General features: G+C 69.5%; 18 protein-coding genes and 1 riboswitch. Of the genes, 9 read left to right on the top strand and 9 right to left on the bottom strand.

Annotated features, from left to right (window positions below; genetic code table 11):
- Positions 1 to 160 precede the first annotated feature (160 nt).
- Entirely contained in the window at positions 161 to 2,773 is a 2,613-nt protein-coding gene (locus FOH10_RS32070) for a lysylphosphatidylglycerol synthase transmembrane domain-containing protein (RefSeq protein ID WP_244961464.1), read from the top strand.
- Between the two features lie 7 nt (positions 2,774 to 2,780).
- On the opposite strand, the gene FOH10_RS32065 is transcribed toward FOH10_RS32070, so the two are convergent.
- Both FOH10_RS32065 and fadD5 read right to left on the bottom strand, forming a co-directional pair.
- Positions 2,781 to 3,398 (bottom strand): cysteine hydrolase family protein, encoded by a 618-nt coding sequence (locus FOH10_RS32065; protein WP_143983447.1) that lies wholly within the window; start codon positions 3,396 to 3,398, stop codon positions 2,781 to 2,783.
- Between the two features lie 68 nt (positions 3,399 to 3,466).
- Complete coding sequence (gene fadD5, locus FOH10_RS32060) at positions 3,467 to 5,053, bottom strand: fatty-acid--CoA ligase FadD5 (RefSeq protein WP_143983446.1); 1,587 nt, start codon at positions 5,051 to 5,053, stop codon at positions 3,467 to 3,469.
- A gap of 307 nt (positions 5,054 to 5,360) precedes the next feature.
- Between fadD5 and FOH10_RS32055 the strand changes: the two genes are divergently transcribed.
- A complete protein-coding gene (locus FOH10_RS32055; protein ID WP_039808328.1) occupies positions 5,361 to 6,329 on the top strand; it encodes an NAD(P)H-dependent flavin oxidoreductase in 969 nt (322 codons plus the stop codon).
- Between the two features lie 4 nt (positions 6,330 to 6,333).
- On the opposite strand, the gene FOH10_RS32050 is transcribed toward FOH10_RS32055, so the two are convergent.
- Entirely contained in the window at positions 6,334 to 7,284 is a 951-nt protein-coding gene (locus FOH10_RS32050; protein WP_186000645.1) for an MBL fold metallo-hydrolase, read from the bottom strand.
- A gap of 987 nt (positions 7,285 to 8,271) precedes the next feature.
- On the opposite strand from FOH10_RS32050, the gene FOH10_RS32045 reads away from it, so the two are divergent.
- Together FOH10_RS32045 and FOH10_RS32040 are read left to right on the top strand one after the other, a co-directional pair.
- Positions 8,272 to 11,826, top strand: a complete 3,555-nt coding sequence (locus FOH10_RS32045) for an acyltransferase domain-containing protein (protein WP_143983445.1) — start codon at positions 8,272 to 8,274, stop codon at positions 11,824 to 11,826.
- Between the two features lie 34 nt (positions 11,827 to 11,860).
- Positions 11,861 to 12,238 carry a hypothetical protein gene (locus tag FOH10_RS32040; protein WP_143984444.1) on the top strand — a complete coding sequence of 126 codons (378 nt, stop codon included), beginning with the start codon at positions 11,861 to 11,863 and terminating at the stop codon, positions 12,236 to 12,238.
- Positions 12,239 to 12,322: 84 nt separating this feature from the next.
- Here FOH10_RS32040 and FOH10_RS32035 read toward each other — a convergent pair whose 3' ends face one another.
- The 3 genes from FOH10_RS32035 to FOH10_RS32025 form a co-directional block, all read right to left on the bottom strand.
- Positions 12,323 to 12,730: an RNA-binding S4 domain-containing protein gene (locus FOH10_RS32035; protein ID WP_039807951.1), complete on the bottom strand. Its 408-nt coding sequence runs from the start codon at positions 12,728 to 12,730 to the stop codon at positions 12,323 to 12,325.
- A 3-nt stretch (positions 12,731 to 12,733) separates the two neighbouring features.
- Positions 12,734 to 13,369, bottom strand: a complete 636-nt coding sequence (locus FOH10_RS32030; RefSeq protein ID WP_228813177.1) for a C40 family peptidase — start codon at positions 13,367 to 13,369, stop codon at positions 12,734 to 12,736.
- 49 nt (positions 13,370 to 13,418) lie between these two features.
- Positions 13,419 to 13,583, bottom strand: a riboswitch (cyclic di-AMP (ydaO/yuaA leader).
- 211 nt (positions 13,584 to 13,794) lie between these two features.
- Positions 13,795 to 14,052: a hypothetical protein gene (locus FOH10_RS32025; protein WP_029932384.1), complete on the bottom strand. Its 258-nt coding sequence runs from the start codon at positions 14,050 to 14,052 to the stop codon at positions 13,795 to 13,797.
- Positions 14,053 to 14,203: 151 nt separating this feature from the next.
- Here FOH10_RS32025 and FOH10_RS32020 point away from each other — a divergent pair, with 151 nt between their 5' ends.
- On the top strand, positions 14,204 to 15,388 hold the full coding sequence (locus FOH10_RS32020; RefSeq protein WP_039807956.1) for an ATP-binding protein: 1,185 nt from the start codon (positions 14,204 to 14,206) through the stop codon (positions 15,386 to 15,388).
- 9 nt (positions 15,389 to 15,397) lie between these two features.
- Here the strand turns inward: FOH10_RS32020 and FOH10_RS32015 are convergent, their stop codons facing one another.
- Entirely contained in the window at positions 15,398 to 16,309 is a 912-nt protein-coding gene (locus FOH10_RS32015; protein WP_143983444.1) for a LysR family transcriptional regulator, read from the bottom strand.
- A 93-nt stretch (positions 16,310 to 16,402) separates the two neighbouring features.
- Here FOH10_RS32015 and FOH10_RS32010 point away from each other — a divergent pair, with 93 nt between their 5' ends.
- The 4 genes from FOH10_RS32010 (at position 16,403) to FOH10_RS31995 (ending at position 20,749) form a co-directional block, all read left to right on the top strand.
- Positions 16,403 to 16,867 (top strand): GNAT family N-acetyltransferase, encoded by a 465-nt coding sequence (locus FOH10_RS32010; protein ID WP_143983443.1) that lies wholly within the window; start codon positions 16,403 to 16,405, stop codon positions 16,865 to 16,867.
- 121 nt (positions 16,868 to 16,988) lie between these two features.
- Positions 16,989 to 18,944 carry an acyl-CoA dehydrogenase family protein gene (locus FOH10_RS32005; RefSeq protein ID WP_143983442.1) on the top strand — a complete coding sequence of 652 codons (1,956 nt, stop codon included), beginning with the start codon at positions 16,989 to 16,991 and terminating at the stop codon, positions 18,942 to 18,944.
- A 357-nt stretch (positions 18,945 to 19,301) separates the two neighbouring features.
- The gene (locus FOH10_RS32000) at positions 19,302 to 20,276 is read left to right on the top strand and encodes an alpha/beta fold hydrolase (protein WP_143983441.1); all 975 of its coding nucleotides are present in this window, start codon (positions 19,302 to 19,304) and stop codon (positions 20,274 to 20,276) included.
- 182 nt (positions 20,277 to 20,458) lie between these two features.
- Complete coding sequence (locus tag FOH10_RS31995) at positions 20,459 to 20,749, top strand: hypothetical protein (RefSeq protein ID WP_029932390.1); 291 nt, start codon at positions 20,459 to 20,461, stop codon at positions 20,747 to 20,749.
- A 182-nt stretch (positions 20,750 to 20,931) separates the two neighbouring features.
- On the opposite strand, the gene FOH10_RS31990 is transcribed toward FOH10_RS31995, so the two are convergent.
- Positions 20,932 to 21,162: a hypothetical protein gene (locus FOH10_RS31990; RefSeq protein WP_143983440.1), complete on the bottom strand. Its 231-nt coding sequence runs from the start codon at positions 21,160 to 21,162 to the stop codon at positions 20,932 to 20,934.
- A gap of 160 nt (positions 21,163 to 21,322) precedes the next feature.
- Entirely contained in the window at positions 21,323 to 22,621 is a 1,299-nt protein-coding gene (locus FOH10_RS31985) for a thiolase family protein (RefSeq protein WP_143983439.1), read from the bottom strand.
- Positions 22,622 to 22,642 lie beyond the last annotated feature (21 nt).

Genomic DNA, 22,642 nt, shown 5'->3' with positions numbered 1-22,642 from the left:
GCCGGACACACTGGGAGATGGGCTCGTCCCGCTGGACCGGCGCGACGGGTTACCGTAACCGGCGAGTAGGTGTGCGGGTTCGTCCGTTCACCTGCCCGCCAGACACCGAGCCGACCATGGGACCGAGGCAGTTCCCACGATCCGAAAGCGCCGATAGGACATGCGAGTCGACGGACGGGAGATCCCCGTCGCCGGCAGCCTGCTGCAGCCACGGCTCCGGCGTACCAGCGACATCCTGCGGGTGGTGCTGTCGACGCTGCTGGTCGCCGTCGTCATCGTGGGCTCGCTCATCACCCGGCCGCAGTGGGAGGCGCTGGAGCGCTCGCTGTCCGAGATCATCGGCTTCCTGACACCGGAGCAGTCCAACGCGGTCTACATCGTGTACGGCTTCGCGATTCTGGCCCTGCCGTTCGCCATCTTCCTGCGCCTGATCTGGCGGCGGCAGTGGAAACTGCTGGGCGGGTATCTGTCCGCGGGCCTGATCGCCCTGCTGGCCTTCTCCTTCACCGGCACCGGATTCGCCGCCCCCACCTGGCATCTGTCGGAACCGCAGCAGGTCAATACCTTCCTGTCGCAGTTCCTCGACGATCCGCGCTGGATCGCCATGCTGGCCGCCACGCTGACGGTCGCCAGCCCGTGGCTGCCCGTCCGCGCCCGCCGGTGGTGGTGGACGCTGCTGCTGGCCTTCGTGCCGATTCACCTGGTGGTGAGTCTGGTGGTGCCCGCGCGCGCCCTGCTCGGCCTGGCCATCGGCTGGTTCGTGGGCGCGGTGATCGTGCTGGTGGTCGGCACGCCCGCGCTGGAGGTGCCGCTGGACGCCGCGGTGCGGGTGCTCGCCCGGCGCGGATACCAGGTGAACGCCTTCAAGGTGCTGCGGCCGGGCGGACGGGGGCCGCTGGTGCTCTCGGCCAGCACCACGCCGCGAGCGGGAACCAGCCCGGCGGCCGCACCCGGGATGGCGGCGGTCATCGCCTCCGGGTCGGTATCGGTGCGCGGTTCGACACGCAAGACGGCGCGCGCCGCCGGCGGCGGTGCCACCACGGCCGTCGCCACCGCGAACCAGACGGCCGCGGAGACGACATCCACATCGGACGGACTCGCCGCCGCGCGGGACCAGGCGGACTCCGGTGCCGCCGCGCTCGATGCCATGCGGCACACGCCCGCCGAGGACGAGCTGATCGTGGAGCTCTACGGGGCCAATCAGCGCAGCCGCAGCGCCTTGCAGGCGCTGCGGCGGTGGCTGACCATCCGCAGCGGCGAGTATCCGGCGCTGTTCGCCTCCATGCGGCGGGCGGTGGAGCACCGGGCGCTCATGGGCATCGCCATCGGAGATCTCGGCCTGGGCAGCAACAAACCGCTCACCGTGGCGGCGCTGGATCGCGGCTGGATGCTGTACGCGCATACCGTGGCCGCCGGGGAGCCGCTGGCCGACACGCACGGCGAACAGCTGGCCGATGTGTGGCGGGCGCTGGACACCATGCACAAGGCGCAGATCTCGCACGGTGAACTGCGCGCCGAGGATGTGCGGGTGGCGGGCGGCGACGTGTTGTTCGGCGGCTTCACCCAATCCGAGTTCGGGGCGTACGAGGCGCGGTTCCAGTCGGATGTGGCGCAGCTGCTGGTCACCACGGCCGATGTGTTCGGCGCGGAGACGGCCGTGCGGACGGCCCTCGAGGTGCTGGGCACGCAGCGGGTGCTGACCGCGTCGCGGCGGCTCACCAAGGTCGCCATTCCGGTGCAGGTGCGCAAGTCGGTGCCGGACTTCAAGGAGGTGCTGAAGGCCACCCGCGATCAGGTGGCGCACCAGACCGGGCAGGACCGCATCGAGGCCGCGCAGATCACCCGGTTCTCCCGCAATCAGATCATCCAGCTGGTGCTGCTCATCGGCCTGGTGTACGTGGCCTACCCGTATATCAGCGCGGTGCCGACCTTCACCTCCGAACTCAGCAGCGCCAACTGGTGGTGGGCGCTGCTCGGCCTGCTCGTCTCGGTGCTCAAGTACATCGGCGCGGCCATGGCGCTGTGGGCGTGTGCCGGAGCCGCGGTGAACCTCCGCAATCTCATGCTCATGCAGGTGGCGAACACCTTCGCCGCCACCACGACCCCGGCGGGCGTGGGTGGTCTGGCGCTGAGCGTGCGGTTCCTGCAGAAGAGCGGGTTGGGCGCGGTGCGGGCCACGGCCGCGGTGGCCATGCAGCAGTCGGTGCAGGTGGTCACGCACATCGTGCTGCTCATCTTCTTCAGTGTGGCGGCGGGCGTTTCGGCGGATCTGTCGCACATCTTCCCCAATGCCACGGTGCTGTATCTGGTGGGCGGTGTGCTGCTCGGTCTGCTGGGCGTGTCCATCTTCCTGCCCACCGTGCGACGGTGGCTGCGCACCGAGGTGCGACCGCAACTGGCCGAGGTGGTGAGTTCGCTGCGCGAGCTGGCGCGCAGCCCGCTGCGGCTGGTGATGATCGTGGGCGGGTGCGCGGCGACCACGCTGGGCGCGGCGCTGGCGCTGTGGACGAGTATCGAAGCCTTCGGCGGCAGTACGACTTTCGTGACGGTCACGGTGGTGACCATGATCGGCGGCACGCTCGCCTCGGCCGCGCCGACACCCGGCGGTGTGGGCGCGGTGGAGGCGGCGCTCATCGGCGGTCTGGCGGCGTTCGGCGTGCCCGCGAGTATCGCGGTGCCGTCGGTGCTGCTCTACCGGGTGCTCACCTGCTGGCTGCCGGTGTTCGTCGGCTGGCCGATCATGCGGTGGCTCACCGCGAACGACATGATCTGAGCGCGGCTCAGCGGCGGGTGGCGTGCAGGTTCTCGAGCACCTGCTCGCTGGAAAGACAACCGGCCGTGGTCAATTCGAGATCGGACAGCGAGGCGGCGTGAGCCTCGGCCGACGCGGCGGTGACGCAGTCGGCCACGGGATGCACGTAGAAGCCGAGATCCGTGCCGTGCCGGGCGGTCTGCTCGACCGTGAGGTTGGTGGCGACGCCGGTGACGAGCAGGGTGTCGATGCCGCGGGCGGCGAGCCAGTCCGGTAGGGCGCTGCCCGCCAGGCCGGAGAGCTTCTGATTGTCGAAGACCGCACCCTCGCGCGCCTGCTCGGACATCTCCGGGATGATCTGTGTCCCCGGTGAATTCGGGCGGAACTCGGTCTGTGCGGCGGCGACCGAACGCATGAATCCGGTATTGCGCACCAACGCGCCCTCGCCGACCGGAATGGTGAAGCGGGTGAACACGACCGGAAGTCCCGCCGCGGCGACCGCACCGTGGAACTCGACCGCCCGGTCCACCACCCCGCTCTCCGCGACCGGTTCCGCCAGCATGGGACCGAAGAACCCCTCGGGCCGAATAACATTCACCTGCCAATGCAGAGCGAGCACCGCGGTGCGCTCAGGTTCGAGCATCATGACCCCATGGTGCGCCATGCAGGGGCCGCGGCGCGCCGGAATGGCGGTACAGCGCGCCGCGGCGGCACTCAGCTACCCGAGTGATCGGTACCTGAGAAGTCCTTGCGCAGTGCGACTTTGACGACCTTGCCACTGGCGTTGCGGGGCAGCTCCGGCACGATCACCAGATCCTTGGGGTGCTTGTAGCGGGCCAGGTTCTCGTTGAGGAAGGGCTCGAGCTCCGCCAGGGTCAGGTCCGTGTCCGGCAGCAGCGCGACCACCGCCACCGGCACCTCGCCCCACTTCTCGTGCGGGCGGCCGATCACCGCCGCCTCACGGACCTTGGGGTGGGCGAACAGCACGTTCTCCACCTCCGCGCAGTAGATGTTCTCACCGCCGGAGATGATCATGTCCTTCTTGCGGTCCACCACCCAGACGAAGCCCTCCTCGTCCTGCTTCACCAGGTCGCCGGAGTGGAACCAGCCGCCCGCGAACGCCTCCGCGGTGGCCTCGGGCTTGTTCCAGTAGCCCTGCATGAGAGTCGGTCCGCGATAGACGATCTCACCGACCTCGCCGGGAGCCACATCGTTCATCTCGTCGTCGACCACGCGGGCCTGGATGGTGGGGATGGGCTTGCCGACCGAGCCGAGTTTGCGCAGCGCGTCCCTGCCCTCCAGCACACAGGTGATGGGTGACATCTCGGTCTGGCCGAACACCGCCACGTTGAACGCCTCCGGGAAGCGGTCCGCCATGGCCCGCAGCACCGTGTCGGAGGCCGGGGCCGCGCCCCAGCACAGCGAGCGCAGCGCAAGCTTGCGCTGCTCGATCGTCGGGTCCTCGCAGATCATCTGCCACTGGGCGGGGACGCAGAAGGCGGTGGTGGCCTGCTCGGCCTCCACGGCGTCGAGCCACTGACCGGCGTCGAAGGCGCCCAGCGGGTGCAAGATCGTCTTGCCGCCCAACAGGAAGTACGGGGTCAGCGATCCCAGGCCGGCGATGTGGAACAGCGGGGAGGTGCAGAAGCCGATGGAGTCCTCGGTGATCTCCATGGCCCGGATGCAGGTGAGCCCCTGGGCGGTCATGTTCGCGTGGGTGAGCACCGCGCCCTTGGGGCTGCCGGTGGTGCCCGAGGTGTACATGATCAGGCAGGGCGTGTCCTCCGGAATGTCCAGCGGCGCATGCGGTTCGCCCGGCTCGGCGATGAAGTCGTCGTAGCCGATCACGCCGTCGCCGGTCCGCCCGTTGATGACCACGCAGGTCTCCAGCGCGGGCGCCTGGCCGACCATGGCGGTGGCGAGCGGTTGCAGCGGCGCGTCGGTGACGATGGCCTTCGCGCCGGAATCGCCCACGATATAGGCCACCTCGGGCGGGGTGAGGCGGAAGTTCACCGGCACCGCGATGGCGCCGAGGGCGTTGATGCCCATCACGGCCTCGATGTACTCGGTGTAGTTGAGCGCCAGGATGAGCACGCGATCGCCGAACCCGACCCCTCGACGGGCGAGCGCGTCGGCGAACTTCTCCGAACGCTCGTGCAGCTGCCGCCACGTGGTGTCCACGCCCTGGAAACGGAAGGCCACCCGGTCGGGCCGCATGGCCGCGTGGGTCGCGATCTGGTTGACCCAGTGGTTGCGCCGCGACCGAAGGGGCTCGTCGAGCGGCTGGATACCGGCGGTCATGCTGCTTCCTCTCACACGGGGAGTGAACAGTCGAGAGAATAGCAACTAACTTTTTGGCGTGACAAGGGTTACAGAGAAGGTTCTGCCGAAATTTTCTCATTCGATCATTTACCAGCTCAGAGTCATAGTTTTCGCTCGAACATGCCATGTCGGGCCGATTGCTTATCCACAGCCTGGCCGCAGATTGCTGTTGCAGAGTGCAAACGATCGCTCACATGAGGGTTGTCCACCCATATGCAACTATGCGACTATCGGGCCAGTCCGGGCGTGCGTGCGACCCGCGAGAGGCTAGGAGGACAGCGTGACGCTGCGTACCAGGTTCACCGAGGAGTTCGGGGTCGAGCACCCGATCGTGCAGGGCGGCATGATGTGGGTCGGCCGCGCCGAACTCGCCGCCGCGGTGTCGGAAGCCGGTGGTCTCGGCATCATCACCGCGCTCACCCAGCCCACCCCGGACGATCTGCTGGCCGAGATCGAGAAGGCGCGGTCGCTGACCGACAAGCCCTTCGGCGTCAACGTCACCATCCTGCCGTCCATCAACCCGCCGCCGTACCAGGACTACGTCAAGGCCATCATCGAGTCCGGCGTGAAGATCGTCGAGACCGCGGGCAGCAACCCGGAACCCTTCCTGCCCTACTACAAGGAAGCCGGAATCAAGGTGCTGCACAAGTGCACCAGCGTGCGGCACGCCCTCAAGGCGCAGAAGATCGGCGTCGACGGCGTGAGCATCGACGGCTTCGAATGTGCCGGTCACCCGGGTGAGGACGATGTGCCCGGCCTGATCCTGATCCCGGCCGCCACCCAGGTGCTGGACATTCCGGTCATCGCCTCCGGCGGTATCGCCGACGCCCGCGGCCTGGTGGCCGCGCTGGCGCTGGGCGCGGACGGCGTGAATATGGGCACCCGCTTCATGTGCACCCAGGAGTCGGCCATTCACCAGACTGTGAAGGAGCAGATCGTGGCGCACAGCGAGCGCGACACCCAGCTCATCTTCCGCACCATGCACAACACCGCGCGCGTGGCGAACAACGAGATCAGCCGCAAGGTCGTCGAGATCGAGAAGTCCGGCGGCAAGTTCGAGGATGTGCGCGACCTCGTCGCCGGTGCGCGCGGACGGCGCGTCTTCGAAGAGGGCGACCTGGACGCGGGCATCTGGTCGGCCGGTCAGGTGCAGGGTCTGATCAATGACATCCCGACCTGCGCGGAACTGGTGTCGCGCATGGTCACCGAGGCGGAGTCGATCATCAAGTCGCGCTTGGCCGACATGCTCGCCTGAGCTGTCACGCGCGGGCGGCGCAGGCGTCGTAGTCGTGGGAGGCGATGATCTCGATGCCGTCGGGGAGGGCGTGCAGGCGTTGGATGGTGCGGAAGGCGGCGTCGCGGTCGGCGTCGAAGAGTTGGCCGGGCATGGGGGCCTTCTCGCGAATCAGGCGCACCTGCACCCGATTCCACACGGCGTCGCCCGCGAGCAGGACGCGGGTGCCGTCGGCCACGGCCAGCAGGACGCCGACACTGCCCGGGGTGTGGCCCGCGAGGTCGACCAGGACGACCGCGCCGTCGCCGAACAGGTCGTGGCTGCGCGGGAAGGTCAGCACCGGGGGGCCGTCCAGTTCCAGGCTGCCGACGGCGCGGTCGCGCAGGGGTGCGCGCACCACGCCGATCGGGGCGTGCTCGCCGTGCATGGCCCAGTCGTATTCGACGGCGGGCAGCCGTAATTCGACCGAGTCGGGCAGTTCCAGCAGACCCGACACGTGATCCCAGTGCAGGTGGGTGGCCAGCACGAAATCGATATCGGCACCGGAGAGATCGCGGGCGGCCAGGGCGTCGCGCAGGCCGAGCACCGGCTTCTCCGGGGCGACCAGCAGCGGCACCGGGAACGGCAGACCGGGAATGACGCGCTCGTGCACATTCGCGCACAGGGCGGGATCGACCAGGAATCGGGCGCGCGGATGCTCGACCAGGAACGCGCCCATGGCCATGGGCAGCTCGCGCAGACTGCGCACCCCCTCCGCCACGATGATCTCCGGGGCCGCCATCCGACCCTGGATGAGCGCCCGCAGCGTGACCGTGGCGCGCGGGGTGGCCGGATCGGCCACCTCGAGTCCGGCCAGGAAGTCGGCGTCCGGGCGGCGGGGCCGCAGCAGACGCGCGGGGGTGGCGGCGAGCGCGGTGCAGCAGCGCGCCAGGGTGCCGAGAGTGGACGGGCGACCGGCGGTGACGTCGAGGCTCACCGCGTCAGGCTATGCGATCCCGACTTCGGCGGGGAAGGCTCGCTGCGCGAGGGACATTTAGTGCCGACCGGTCGGGTCGGCACGCCGACGGGACTTTCGGAGCGAGGTGTGTGCTCGGCATAATCGCGGGGGGTACCTCGGCGGCCGGGACCGCCGGACGCGGGAGGGAATTCCTGTGCGGGAGAGTACGACAGCATCGGCCGGAACCACCGTGCGGCACCGGCACGCACGCGGCACAGCCGTGCGCGACTCGGCCGTGCCCGACACAGCTGTACACGACTCGGCTGTACACGACTCGGGCGTGCGCGACAGGGCCGAACGCGACACAACCGCATACGACTCGGCCGTGTGCGAGTCAGCCGAGCACGACTCGGCGGTACACGACACAGCCGTGCGCGACACAGCCGAACACGACACAGCCATGCGCAAGTCAGCCGTGCACGGCTCGGCGGTACACGAGTCACCCGTGCGCGACACAGCCATGCGCGAGTCAGCCATGCGCGAGTCAGGCATGCGCGAGTCAGCCCTACACGACTCCGGGCGCGCCGGACCCGCACGACCACGGCGCGGCGCGCCATGAATGGGGGTGGTGCGCCGGATCACCCAGCGGCGGTACCGGATCAGCCAGCGTCCGCGACCCTTCCGGCGGTCTGCGTGGTTGGCCTCGCCCGCGGCTCGGTGAGCTGGGCGGACTGCGGAGACGCGCAGGTGAGAGGCGGCAGCCCGACAGCCGTGGTCGGTGTACCGGCGGTTGGACTTGGCCGCCCGGCACTGGAACTCGGTCGCCAGCCAGTGGAACCCAGCAGCCCGACGACGGAACCCAGCAACGCGACAACGGAACCCAGCGGCCCGACAGCGGAACCCGGCCATTCGGCACTGGAACCCGGCCATGCGGGAGGGGACATCGGCCACGCGGCGCTGGAATGCGGTTCTCCTGCCCGGTTCGATTACACGTGGTTCGGGTTGACCGCAGCGGATGCCGCGAGGTTGGCTACGTGGCAGTTGGCCGGGCTCGAGTTGGCCGTCGCGGCATTGGACGACTCCGGTCTGGGTTACGCGGCGCGGGGATCGAACGCGGCGGTGGTGTTCGGGGCGGCGGAATGCGGACCGCGCGGCACGGACAATCTCGCCAATCGCCTGTCGCGGGCACTCGGGTTGCGCGGCCCCAGCCTGATATTGGACAGCGAACCCTCTTCGGCCGCCGCCGCCGTGGATACCGCGGCCCGGCTGCTGGCCGACCCGGCTGTGCCCTTCGTCATCGCTGGCGGCATGGGTCTACCGCTGGCACTGGATATTTCGCGTACGCACGACGAAACCCAACGGAATGGCGGCGAATTCACCGTCGTCGTCGTGCAGCGGGTGGCCGACGCCACGCTCGGCGGCATCCGGATGCACGCCGCGATCACCGGCATCGCCGGATTCTCCGACGGCGCGGGTGAGGCGCGCATTCCGCTCGACTCGAACAGCGCGCATGCGCACAACGATCGGTTGGCGCGGTCGGACCGCGGCGACGAACCGCCGGTATTGATCGCACTGAGCGGCCGTGATGCCCTGGAGGTGCACGAGACGGCGCTGTACTGGGCGGAACAGGTCGGTACGCACCGCTCGCTGCGAGAATTCGCCGCCGCCACCGGGCGATTGCTGCCGGGACCGGTGCGGGCGGCGATCCTCGGGCGGGACAGGGATGATGCCGCCGCACAATTGCACTCGCTGGCCGACCGGATCGCGGCGACCCGGCAGCCGGTCTCGGCGGCGGAACGCGCCCGACAGGCTGAACGAACCGGGCAGGTCACGCAGGTCCGTCCGGCCGCGCGGACCGCTCGAGCGGCGCAGGCTCAGCAGGAGCGAGGCGGACAGGACGGGTATCCCTTGCGGACCGGGCAGCCCGGGGGCGGTGAACGGAACGGCCACTCCGGATCGCCTAGGGAGACACGGCAATCGGCCCTGCCGCGGCCGGTCGAGCCGCATCAGCGTACTCAGCAGCCGGCACACGTGCCTCGTCCCCATCCCGGTGAGTGCCTCCAGACGTTCGGGCAGGTACCGCAGGGCGAGTGCCGGACCGGGCCGGGTTGTCAGACGGAGGCGACCCCGGCGGCGGTGATCGAGGTATTCGGGCCGACCACCGTCGGGACCGGTGGCGGGCTGCTGCTCCTGTGTTCCGGTGCGCGCGAACCGTATCCGGGTATGGGGCGCGGTATGGCGGCCCGGTATCCCGTGTTCGCGCGGGCGCTCATGGCGGCCACCGACGCCGTAGTCGCGGCGGGCGGCGCTCGGGTGTGGACGCCACGATTCGGGTTCGGAAACGGCACGGGTGGCGGGGAATTCGCACCAGCGGCGACCTTCGTCTACCAGGTGGCCATGGCGGAACTGCTGGCCCGGTGGGGAGTTCGGCCCGATGCGGTGGTCGGCTACGGCACGGGCGAGATGGCGGCGGCCGCCGTCGGCGGAGCGCTGTCGCTCGCGGACGCGGCGCGTGTGGTGGTGGCGCACAGTCGGATGGCCGCGCGGGCCGACTATGCCGCCACGGCCGTCCTGGAGGCCACCGCAGCCGAGGCCATGCGGCTGGTGGAACCCATGCGGGCCGCCGTCGCGGTGGCGGCCATCGACAGTCCCCGGTCGGTCACGGTATCCGGGGAGGCGCGCTATATCGACGCGCTGGTGCGCCGTGCCCATCGCCGCACCATATCCGCGCAGCGCCTGACCGACCACAACGGCGTCTGGCATCCGGCGGTGCCGAGCCCGCGCAGCCGGGAACTGGCCCCGCTGCTGGTCGACGAACTCGCCGGAATAACGCCCCGGGTGCCCACCGTCGCGCTCTATTCGACCACCCGCGCCGGTGCCGCGCTGTCCGCCGAGATGGACGCCGACTACTGGGGCGAGCACGCCCGCGGCCCCGTCAACCTCACCGCCGCCCTGGAACACGCCGCGGCCGCCGGGATTTCGACGATCCTGGAGATCGCACCGCATCCCATGCTGACCCCCACCGTCCGCGAACACGCCACCTTCCGCGACTCCACCCACCCCGTCGCCGCCCGCGCCGACGAACCCGCCACCTTCCTGCGCGCCCTCGCCCACCTGCACCTGGAAGGCCGCCCCCTCGACTGGACCGCCCTCGGCCCCTTCACCGCCCCACCCCCACCCCGCCACTGGCGACACCCCCACCCCACGCCACATCCGCCCACCACCCACGACACCGGTCCGCACGCCGTCTCGACCACATCGGACGACCGGCGAGGCTCATGCACTGCCGCACCACGGACCCCGGCCACCACTCCGGATGGCGAGCCATTCGCCGACACGCGACACCAGCCGACCACAACACCGGGCAACCGGCTGCGTCCGAACCCCACCGCGCCCGACGAATCGCACACCGCTTCGGGCCAGGAGCCCTATCCCACCACCGCGCAACGGCAACCGGCAGCCGACGAGCGGGACCGGCGACATCCGGGGGCTTCCGTGCCACAGCGTCCAGCGACCGCACCGGGCTACCGGCAAGACCCACGCGCTGCCGCACCACGGACCCCGGCCACCGCTCCGGATGGCGAGCCATTCGCCGGCACGCGACACCAGCCGACCACAACGCCGGGCAACCGGCTGCGTCCGAACCCCACGGCGCCCGACGAATCGCATACCGCTCCAGGCGAGGAGCCCTATCCCACCACCGCGCAACGGCAACCGGCGGCCGAAGATCGGGACCGGCGACATCCGGGGGCTTCCGTACCGCAGCGCTCAGCGACCGCACCTGGCGATCGGTCCTACCCGGGTACGGCCGGGGCACCGCAAACCGCGGACGTATCGGACGAGGGGCGACGTCTCGACGGTGTCAGGTCAGCGCGTCCCGACATCGCAGCGGGCGACCGGGAGGCTTCGCGCGCGGCATCTGGTTCCAGGGACAACCGCACACCGACAGGGCGGGCGGACGCGCCGACGTGTGATGACGCTGCGTCACCGCCGTCGGCCCCGCGCCACGCGTCCCGAGCGGCGGGTGCGGCGGGTGCGGCGGGGGAAGGCTCGTCGCATCACCCGGTCCGGTGGGGGGACTGCGACAGGCCCGGTGTGGTGGATGGTCCGGTGTGGGATGCCGAGGTGCGGGCGGAGAGTACGTATGTGGTGACCGGGGGGCTCGGGGCGGCGGGGGTGCGGGCGGTGTGCTGGCTGTTGGCGGCGGGGGCGAGCGATGTGGTGCTGTTGACGCGGGAACCGCGCGCGCTGCCGCCGCCGTTGGACGGGTGGGAGGATCGAATCGTGCTGGTGCGCTGCGATATCGCGGATCGCGACGACCTCGCGCAGGTCCTGCACGATCTGCGGGAGTGTGGGCCGCCGATTCGCGGGGTGGTGCACACCGGGGCGGGGCGGACCGGGGCGGCCGCGAATGTGCTCGAGCTGACGGCCGCCGATGCTCCCGACTTCACGGTGCTGGTGGCCGTGGCGGACGGGGCGCGCGGGGAATTGGATCGGCTGGCCGCCGCCCACGGATATCGGCGGGTGGTTCGGGTCGATTGGGAGGATGCCGACCACCGCGTGTCGGACGACCACGCGTAGGGCACGCGGGGATGATGACCGCATGGCGCAGCCCGTGGTCGAGGTGAAGTGGAAGAAGGAGCCGGAGGAGCACGACTATCCGGCGGCGGCCGATTTCCTGGAACTGCTGGCCGAACCGGACGTGATCGAGACGGTGGTGCGGGAGCTGCGGGCCGCACCGGTCGTACACAAGAAGGCCAAGGACATTCTGCGGGCGGCCCGGCTCGACCTCGCGCCCGCCATGAATCCGTACGTGCGGCGGGACCTGGAGAAGATCGTGACCGGAAAGGCGCTCTCGCCGATCCTGTTGGTGCGCGGCGACTTCCGCATCGGCGTGCCGCTCCAGATCGCCGACGGCTACCACCGGGTGTGCGCCGTGCACTACGCGGACGAGAACATCGCCATCCCGCTGAAGATCGCCGCCCTGCCTTGAAACACCGGCATGCTTGTCCGTGCGGCGGCTGACCGTCGGCCAGCGGGCCGACGTGACCCACCGGTCCACGGCATGGGCGTCGGCTCAGTCGCGCTCCGACGTTCCGGGCAGGCGGAGCAGTCGATCGGTCTCGCGGCGCTCGCGCTTGGTGGGACGGCCGGAGCCGCGGTCACGGCGCGGCATGAGGGCGGCGAGCTGCGGGTCGGGCGGGGGTGGGCTGCGGTCGATCATGCACTGGGCGGCGATCGGTGCGCCGACGCGCTTGGTGATGACGCGCTCGACGATCACGATGCGCTCCAGACCGCCCACCCGGACTCGGATCTCGTCGCCGGGCTTGATCTGGTGGGCGGGCTTCACCGCCGTGCCGTTGACGCGCACATGTCCGCCGCGGCAGGCCGTCGCCGCCGCCGAGCGGGTCTTGAAAAGGCGAACGGCCCAGATCCACGAATCGACGCGGGCCTGAGCCGGTGCACTGGTTCGGTCGGACGCCACGTCCTAGACGATACGGCGTGCGGTGACGACCTGATCCTCGCTCAGCTGGGTGTAGGAGACCGGGGTGCCGGACTGAACCGCGTTCAGCAGCTTGCCGTCACCGGCGTAGATGCCGACGTGGCCGCCGCCGTTGGTGATGACGATATCGCCGGGAGCCAGGTTCTCGAAGGCGATCGGAGCGCCGACGTGGGACTGCTCGAAGCTGGTGCGGGGCAGGTCGATTCCGGCCTGCTTGTACGCCCACTGCACCAGACCGGAGCAGTCGAAGCTGTACGGGCCGGACGCGCCCCAGGAGTACTGGGCGCCGACCTTGGTCCTGGCGGCCTCCAGGGCGATATTGCCGGGGCCCTGCTGCTGACCGAAGCCGGGGAGGTCGAACTGCGGCGGAGCGATGCCGGGCAGCTGCGCGCCGCCACCGACACCCAGGCCACCACCGAAGTGGTTGGTCTCCGGGTTGAGCACCCCGGAGGTGAATGCCTGAACCTGTGTATTGACCGCCGAGGCATCCTGTTCCGACAGCGGAGTGTCGAAGGTACCGATTCCGGGGATCTCGATCGGAGCCGCGTTGGCGTTGATCGCCGGGAACGCACCCGTGGCGAACGCGCCCATGACTAGAGCGCCCTTCACGGAATTCGGCAACCGAGATTCCCGTTGCAAGCTGTGCTTACCCACCGAGCTACATCTCCGATCTTCCTTGCTCTGACCGCCGACCGAGTTAGCTGACGGGTTCGGGCCGGGAAGATCGGCCCTACCTCGGCGGCCTTGCGGCCGATGAGGATTCACCCCACGAACTCTGGGTCCCCGGTTCGGTGTCGGCACCTTCTCCCGACTTCCGATTAGGCGGTAACGTCGCGGGCCGCCTCTCCGATGAAGCGACAGACTCCGCTAAGTCACGAGAAGATTACGGCTCGGGACCGATGTTGTCCACCCCACACGCGGGTGTGTTGCGGCGTGGCGCAAAAGCGCCCGCTGAGCGGACGATTCAATGCACACACGCCGAGTCACAACCGGGTCACGGGAGGCGTTACCCCCGTTACCGAAACGGAAACCGGACGGCGAGCGCCTCACTCGCCCGGAGTCACCGTGCGCTCCAGGTGCTCGATCCGCCGCCGGGCGTCGGCCAACTCCACCTCGAGTTTTCCCAGCGCCATGACCAGCGGACCCACCGCGAGGTCGGCGACCAGTTGCGGATCGTCGTATCCGCGCTCGATGGCCACCAGGATGTTGTTGCGGATACGGGCCGCCACGGGCGCCTCCTCGGGCACGTTCCACGATTCGACCACCTCCGCGACGGTGGGAACAGGTGCAGCTTCCTCCGACATGGTCCCTCCCTGCGCTGGGCTACTTCGCGAATCAGACATAAGCGTAGAGACGTGCGGCACCCGGGCGGCCGATATGCCAATCGATAGCCGTCTCTAGGGGACTCAGTAGATACCCCGATACTCCGCCGATTTCACGCTACGGTTGGGCGGCATGGATCCCGTGCGCAACCCGTACGCCCCCGGAGCGGGTCAGCGCCCGCCCGAACTCGCGGGCCGTGGCCGTCAGCTCGACGCCTTCGATGTCGTGCTGGAGCGGGTGGCACGCGGCCGCCCCGAACGCAGCGTCATGCTCACCGGGCTGCGCGGCGTCGGCAAGACGGTGCTGTTGAATCAGCTGCGCTCGGCGGCACGGGCGCGCGGCTGGGGTACCGGCAAGCTGGAGGCGCGGCCCGATCAGGGGTTGCGGCGACCGCTGTCGTCGGCACTGCACATGGCGGTGCGCTCGATCGCGGCCACGCATCGCAATCCCGAGCAGATGGACGACTTCCTCGGCATTCTCAAGGCTTTCGCCCTGCGCGCCACCGCCGACAAGGGCATGCGGGAGCGCTGGAATCCGGGTATCGACGTCCCCGCCGTCACCGGCCGCGCCGATTCCGGCGATATCGAGATCGACCTGGTGGAACTGCTGCTGGAGGCGGCACAACTGGTGCGCGACCGCGGGGTCGGCATCGCCGTGTTCATCGACGAGATGCAGGATCTCGGCCCGGCCGACGTCTCCGCCATCTGCGGCGCGTGCCACGAATTGAGCCAGGACGCCGCGCCTTTGATCGTGGTGGGCGCGGGATTGCCGCATCTGCCCGCCGTGCTCTCGGCCTCCAAGTCGTACTCCGAGCGCTTGTTCTCCTATCACCGCATCGACCGCCTCGACCGCGACTCCGCCGATCAGGCGCTGATCGCGCCGGCCGAGCGGGAGAACGTGAAGTACACCGAACAGGCCCTCGACACGCTCTACCGGAAGGCCGACGGCTACCCGTATTTCGTGCAGGCGTACGGGAAGGCGACCTGGGACGTGGCCGCCCAGAGCCCCATCACCGCCGAGGATGTCGAGGTGGCCGCACCGCACGCCGAGGAGGAGTTGGCGGTGGGGTTCTTCGGTTCCCGGTACGAGCGCGCCACCCCGGCCGAGCGGGAGTACATGCGCGCCATGGCCGATCTCGCCGGTGACGAGGGCCCGGTGCCGACCGCCGCGGTGGCCAAACATCTGGAACGCAAACCCGCGTCGCTGTCACCGGCCCGCGACGGTTTGATCAAGAAAGGTCTCATCTATTCGGCGGAGCGCGGTTCCATCGGATTCACGGTTCCGCATTTCGGCCGATATCTGCGCGGCGTGCCGTAGGACCGGAGGCTATGCCGGAAGTTTGCCCGTATTCCCGTGATTCGGCAGCAGCGCGAGGAAATTGTGGATCAGCGCGCGGTCGTCATCGCGGCGATGGGCGACGTAGACGGTGGTCTCCGCATCGGTTTCGGCGAGCGGGAGGATACGGACGGAGGCGGGCGCGGTGAAGGTCGCACTGCGCGGCGCGATGGTGACCCCCAGCCCCTCGGCCACCAGATACATGATGGTCGTCCAGGTATTGCCCTCCTGCACCACCTGCGGCTGCCGTCCCGAGCGCAGCAGCGGCGCGAGATTCTTCTCGTGCGCCAGCCGTCCCGCGGCCCTGGGGAAGAAGACCAGCGGATGGTCGGCGAGTTCGGCGCCGGTGATGGCCGCGCGCCCGGCGTCGGGATGGTCGGCGGGCAGCACCGCGACATAGGGCTCGGTGATCAGCGGCGCGGTCCGGACATTCGGCAGTTCGTCGGGGTCGCGCACGATGACCGTATCGAGCGCGCCGTGGCCGAGCTGCTCCATCATCCGCGAGGTGTAACCCTCCACCAGATCCACCTGGACCAGCGGGTACAGCTCGCGAAAGCGGCGCACTCCGCGCAGCGGCTCCAACGGCAGCACCGAGGGAACGAAACCGAGGTACAGCCGCCCCTGGCTGCCGCGTCCCACCCGGCTCACCTCGTCCAGGTCGCGGGCGGCGTGCCCGAGGATGGCGGCGGCCCGTTCGCGCAGCACCGCACCGGCGGCGGTGAGCGCGACGCTGCGCGAGGTGCGGTCGAACAGCTTGGTGCCGAGCAGGGTTTCGAGCCGGCGAATCTGCTGGGTCAGCGCGGGCTGGGCGATGTGCAGCCGGGCGGCGGCCCGTCCGAAGTGCAGTTCGTCGGCGACCGCCAGGAAATACCGCAGGTGCCGCAGCTCCACACCATCAACCATAAGACGAGCCTATCAATCGCAGCTATCAAGTATTGGACCTTATTGTTCCAGGCCGGGCATGCTGATCAGGTGCAGCAACCGACGATCGAAACCATGAGCACGCCCGCCCATGCTCGGGCGTTCAAGGAACTCAACGAGGAGTGGATCCGCGCCTACTTCACCCTCGAACCCGCCGATTCGGCCCTGCTCGACAATCCGGAACGCGAGATCGTCGCCAAGGGCGGTCGGGTGCTGATCGCCCGCGTCGGTGCCGAGATCGTGGGCTGCGGTGCGGTGGTGCCGGAGGGCCACGGGGTCTACGAGATCTCGAAAATGGCGGTGTCGCCGCGGTATCGGGGGCATGGAATCGGACGGCTCGTGCTCGCGGCGGCCATCGACACGGCACGCGAACTCGGTGCGACCACCCTGATTCTGGCGAGCAATCGGAAGCTCGCCAATGCGGTGCACCTGTACGAGTCGGTGGGGTTCGTACACGTGCCACCGGAGGAGCTGCCGCCGAGCCCCTACGACCGCGCCGACGTGTTCATGAAGTACGACCTGAATGTGTTAGCCGAGTAATTGCCCGCCCATTCAAGATCATTGCAACGCAGCATATTTCAGACTGACAACGGATCTACCGGCGGGTAACAAACACTCCTACACTCGAATGTGATTCCGATCACGTCCGAGGGAGGACATCATGGCGACTGCCGCCAAAGTCGACGCCACCGAGGAGCAAGCCCGGCAACTTGTCGAGGAATCCCGCGAAACCACCTGGGCCAAACCCTCTTTCGCCAAAGAGATGTTCCTGGGGCGCTTCCGGCTGGACCTGATCCATCCCTACCCGCGGCCCAGCGCCGAGGACACGGCGAAGTACGAGGCGTACCTGACCCGGCTGCGGGCCTTCTGCGAGACCATCGACGGCGACCGGATCGAGGCCGAGGGCCGCATCCCCACCGAATACGTGGAAGGACTGGCGGCGCTCGGCTGCTTCGGCCTCAAGATCCCCGAAGAGTACGGCGGACAGGGGCTTTCGCAGGTCGGCTACAACAAGGCGCTCATGCTGGTCGGCTCCGCCCACCCCAGCCTGGGCGTGCTGCTCTCGGCGCACCAGTCCATCGGCGTACCGGAACCGCTCAAGCTCGCGGGCACGGAGGACCAGAAGCGGGAGTTCCTGCCGCGCTGCGCCAAGGGGGCCGTGTCGGCGTTCCTGCTCACCGAACCCGATGTCGGCTCCGATCCGGCGCGCATGGCCTCCACCGCCACGCCGACGCCGGACGGGGAAGCCTACGAGCTCAACGGCGTCAAACTGTGGACCACCAATGGCGTGGTCGCGGAACTGCTGGTGGTCATGGCGCGCGTGCCCCGTAGCGACGGGCATCGGGGCGGGATCTCGGCCTTCATCGTGGAGGCCGACAGCCCGGGCATCACCGTGGAGCGCCGCAATTCGTTCATGGGGCTGCGCGGTATCGAGAACGGTGTCACACGGCTGCACGAGGTGCGGGTGCCCAAGCGGAATCTGGTCGGGCGCGAGGGGGATGGGCTGAAGATCGCGCTCACCACCCTCAATGCGGGCCGACTCGCCATTCCGGCCATGTGCACCGCCGCCGCCAAATGGGCTACCAAGATCGGACGGGAGTGGTCGGCGACCCGCGTGCAGTGGGGGCGGCCGGTCGGCGAGCACGCCGCGGTCGGCCAGAAGCTGTCCTTCATCACCGCCACCACCTTCGCGCTGGAAGCGGTGCTGGACCTCTCGGCCACCATGTGCGATGAGGACCGCAACGACATCCGCATCGAGGCGGCCCTGGCCAAACTCTGGGCCTCGGAGATGAGCTGCGCCATCGCCGACGAACTGGTGCAGATTCGCGGCGGACGCGGCTACGAGTCGTCGGCCTCGCTGCGGGCGCGCGGTGAACGGGCGGTGGCCGCCGAGCAGCTGGTGCGGGATCTGCGCATCAACCGCATCTTCGAGGGCTCCAGCGAGATCATGCGCCTGCTCATCGCCCGCGAGATGGCCGACGCGCACATGGCGGCGGCCGGAGCGCTGGTCGATCGCAATGCCGAGTTGAAGGACAAGGCCAAGGCGGCGGTGGGGGCGAGCGGCTTCTACGCCAAGTGGTTCCCGCAGCTGGCCGTCGGTTCGGGCACGGTACCCGCCAGCTTCGGCGAATTCGGGCCGCTGGCACGGCATATGCGCTTCGTGGAACGAATGTCGCGCAAGCAGGCGCGGGCGCTCATGTACGGCATGGCGCGGTGGCAGGCCAAGCTCGAATACAAGCAGGGCTTCCTGGGACGCATCGTGGATATCGGCGCGGAGCTGTTCGCCATGGCGGCGTCGTGCGTGCGGGCGCAGGCCGAGGTGCTGAAGGGCGGACCCGAGGGCGCGGCGGCACAGGAACTGGCCGATGTGTTCTGCCGCCAGTCGCGACTGCGGGTGCAGCGCCTGTTCGACGCGCTGTGGGACAACACCGACGACGCCGACACCGAGATCGCGCGCGGGCTGCTGGACGGCCGGTATCGCTGGCTCGAGGCGGGGGCGCTGGACCCGAGCGAGGGCACCGGGCCGTGGATCTCGGATTGGCAGATGGGACCGTCCACGGAACCGAATCTGCTGCGGCCGTTCCTGCCGTCGACGCGCACCTCCGCGTCGACCTGATACTCCGGACGCCGGACCGGAAAGGGTCTGGGCGCCTCGGTGCTCAGACCAATCTGCCCCTATCTAGCCCTCGCGCTAGATAGGGGCAGATTTTTGTGCACAGCATGGTCGTCAGCATTATCTACACATTTCTAGCGACATCGCTAGATTTATCTAGAATCCCCAACGTGTTCACCTTGGCAGTGTTTTCCAGCGGGTTCTAGGCCGTTGGCCAGATATTCGACGATTCGCCGATCGGCTCGTATCGATCAGCGGCGTCAGTTAGGCAACTTGTGCATAACGCCAGGTGTGGGCGGTTAACGCCGCGGCAATGACTATCGACAACCGGGCTAAAGGCGATCTCTTCGAGGAGGCGTCATGTCCCTGCTCAGCCGCCGCGCCGCCGATTTCGACGGCCACCACACCACCGTCACGACCGCCGACGGCACCCCCATCGCGGTGCGCGACTTCGGTCCGGCCGCCGCGCCCGTCACGGTGGTGTTCGTCCACGGGCACTGCCTGCGCACCGAATCCTGGACCTTCCTGCGCGAACATCTGCAGCGACACTGGGGCGCGGATATCCGCATGGTGTTCTACGACCATCGCGGGCACGGGGATTCCGGGGTGGCCGATCCGCGTACCTACACCGTCGACCAACTCGCCCAGGATCTGGACGCGGTGCTGCGCACGGTGGTGCCCACCGGACCCGTCGTGCTGGTGGGACATTCGATGGGGGCGATGGTGACGCTCGCCTACGCGCGGCTGTACCCGGAGACCATCGGCAGCCGGGTGGCGGGCGTCGGCCTGATCGCCGGGGCCGCCAACGGGGTCACCCGGGTGGGGCTGGGGCGCTTCCTCTCCGGTCCGGCCGTCAGCTCGCTGAACCTGGCCGTGCGCCGCGCGCCGCGGTTCATGCAGGCGTCGAAGCATCTGAGTCGCCGCTTCTTCGAGCCGATCATGCGGGAGGCGGCGCTGGGCACCCGCCAGGTCAGCCCGCGGGTGCTCGCGGTGGCGACCACCATCCTCAACGAGACGCCGCTGCTGACCATGTCGGCCTTCCTGGACTCGCTGATCCGCTTCGACGAGACCGCCACCCTGCACCGGCTGGGCGCGATTCCCACCCTGGTGCTCGCGGGATCGGCGGATATCGTCATCCCCTTCGCCCACTCGGTCGTACTCGCCTCCCAACTCGACGACAGCGAGCTGGTCCGCATCGACGGGGCCGGGCACAGCGTGATCCTGGAACGGGCCGAGGAGGTGGCCGCGGCCATCATCGCCCTCGTCGACCGGGCACTGGCCGCACTGCGCGGTCACGGGCCGGAACTGGGTCCGGAATTCGCGGTCGCGGGGTAGCGCGGGATGCGCTCACCACCCCCTGCCGAACGGGCAAATTTCGGGCTATCGTGGGTGGAGTCGACGGTCAGCCACCCGGCTGACCTGCGCTTACATCGCTCGGACGAGCCATATCCCGATCCATGCCGTACTGTGTTGTAGATCACGATGTGTGGTCTGTCACACGGCTCGAGGAGGTTTCGATGACACGCAGCGAGATTGCGGAACTCCGCTACGCGGTCGGCCAGCTCCGGCAGTGCGTGACCGCACTGCGCTCGCACTACGGGGACGCGGGCCCGGTCCGCCGCCTGGAGAACGACCTCGAGCGGCTCGCCATCGACGCCGACGACTTCGAGCAGGCACCGCCGCCCGAAGTCGCCGCCCGCCGCGACCAGGACGTCATCTACGTCCCGGACTCCAAGTCCGACGAGGCCGCCTGGATGGGCGCGCAGGACGAGGGGCTGGGCTTCCACTCCCGCCCCCGCACCAAGTAGGGGGATCGACCTCCGCACCCGCCAGCCGCGGGTGCGATCCCCAGGGGCCGTGCGCGGTCCCGCACCGCAGCGGGGTGCGGGACCGCTTACGCGGGGCGGTACGAACCGGCCGACCACGCCACCGCGAACACGGCACACGGCCGCCGCATTCGTACGCCACGCCGGGCAGCGTGAACGACCGATCAACGCACGAAGCAGAAGATGTTGCCGTAGGCGCAGTTCGGGGCGGTATTGGCGGACATGGTGATGAACAGCTGGCTGATCACCGTCGCCAGATCGGCGCTGCCGGTGGCCGAGCCGGAGGCCGAACCACTGGCCGAGCCGGTGATATCCGCGGACGCGGGAGCGGTCGCGGTGGTGAGGGCGGCGGCCGACACCGCCCCGATCATGATGAGACGAGCGGTTCGACGCACGGCAAAGCCTCCGTGTTCCCAAGCTGAACGGCACACGATCTTGTTGCGCCGCATGGCCTTCCGGCCGGTGTCCACAGCACGGTAGCCGCGCGACACCGCGCCGGTCAGCCCCCACATCATGGGGCACCGCGACACCGGGGTCAACGGGGCGCGGGGCCGGTCAGGCGCGGTGGCGGCCGGAGCGGCGGGAGCGGGAACCGTGGAAGCGGGCGCCGCGCGGGGTGGGGGCGACGGGGCTGGAGTACGGGGTTTCGAACAGCGCGGCCAGGGATTGCGCAGTGCCGGAAGCGGTTACGGCAAGACCGCGGCCGCCCTCGCGGCGGGACAGCTCGTGGAGCAGGGTGGTGACGATGCGCAGTCCAGCCGCGCCGCCCGGATCACCGAGGGCGATGGCGCCGCCGTGGACATTGAGGCGGGTGTCCTCGGGATCCCAGTCGCCCCACAGGTGTTCGAGAGCCAGGATTTCGACGGCATCGGATTCGTCCGCCTCGACCAGGTCCAGATCGCCGAGTTCGAAACCGCTGCGGGACAGCACCTTCGCGGCGGCCTCGGCGGAAGCGGGAAGCGGAACGGCCGGATCCACGGCGGCGTTCACCCAGCCGACCAGATATCCCAGGGGTTCCAGGTCGAGATCGGCCAGCCGCTCCTCGGCCACCACCAGGCAGGCGGCGGCGGCGAAGGTGCGGGCACTGCTGTTGGCGGTGGTGGTGATCCCGCCGGGCAGCAGCGGCAGCAGGGTGGAGAAGGCGCGTGGCGACACGTCGTCGCGCAGCCCCTCGTCCCGGTCCATCAACTGGACCACGTCCGAATTCATGTCGTCGGGATCGGCGCACACCACCACCGGCGCGGTCTCGGTCCCGAACACGCCCTGGCGGCGGGCCTTCGCCGCCCGCCGATGGCTCGCCGCCGCCACCTCGTCGGCCTGCGCCCGGGTGAACCCGTAATGCGCCGCGAGACGCTCGACCCGCTCCAGGGCCGCCCGGGCGGCGCCCTCGGCCCGAGCCGCCGCCGGACCGGGACCGTCACCGCCGTACCGTGTGGAAATCCGTGGCGGCGCGCCGGATTCGCCGTCGCCGCTACGCACGAAGCCCGCCGGGTACGGCGGGGCTGGTCCCGGATCCGACCCGCCGGGAACGGTCCCCGTTCGGGGATACTCCGCCCCGACGGCGAGGACCACGTCGGCGGTGCCGGTCTGCACCATCATGGCGGCGGTGATGAGGGCGCGCAGCCCGCTGCCCGGTCCCGCGCCGATCGGGAAATCTCCGATGGCGGGCGGGATTCCGGCCAGGTCGGCGGCCAGGCGGGCCGTTTCGGGGGTGGGGACGGCGGTGACCAGGTGCTCGACCCGCTCGGGGTCGATACCGGAGCGGCCCAGGACCGCGGACAGCGCCGTCGCGATCAGGCGGTGCGGAGCCACGGCACCCAGCGCTCCGCCGGGCAGGCCGACCGGAGTGCGCATGGGCATGACAATGGCGGCTCT

It is taken from the genome of Nocardia otitidiscaviarum (assembly GCF_007362295.1).
Taxonomy (GTDB): domain Bacteria; phylum Actinomycetota; class Actinomycetes; order Mycobacteriales; family Mycobacteriaceae; genus Nocardia; species Nocardia otitidiscaviarum.
This window is presented reverse-complemented; position numbering and strand designations above follow the sequence as displayed.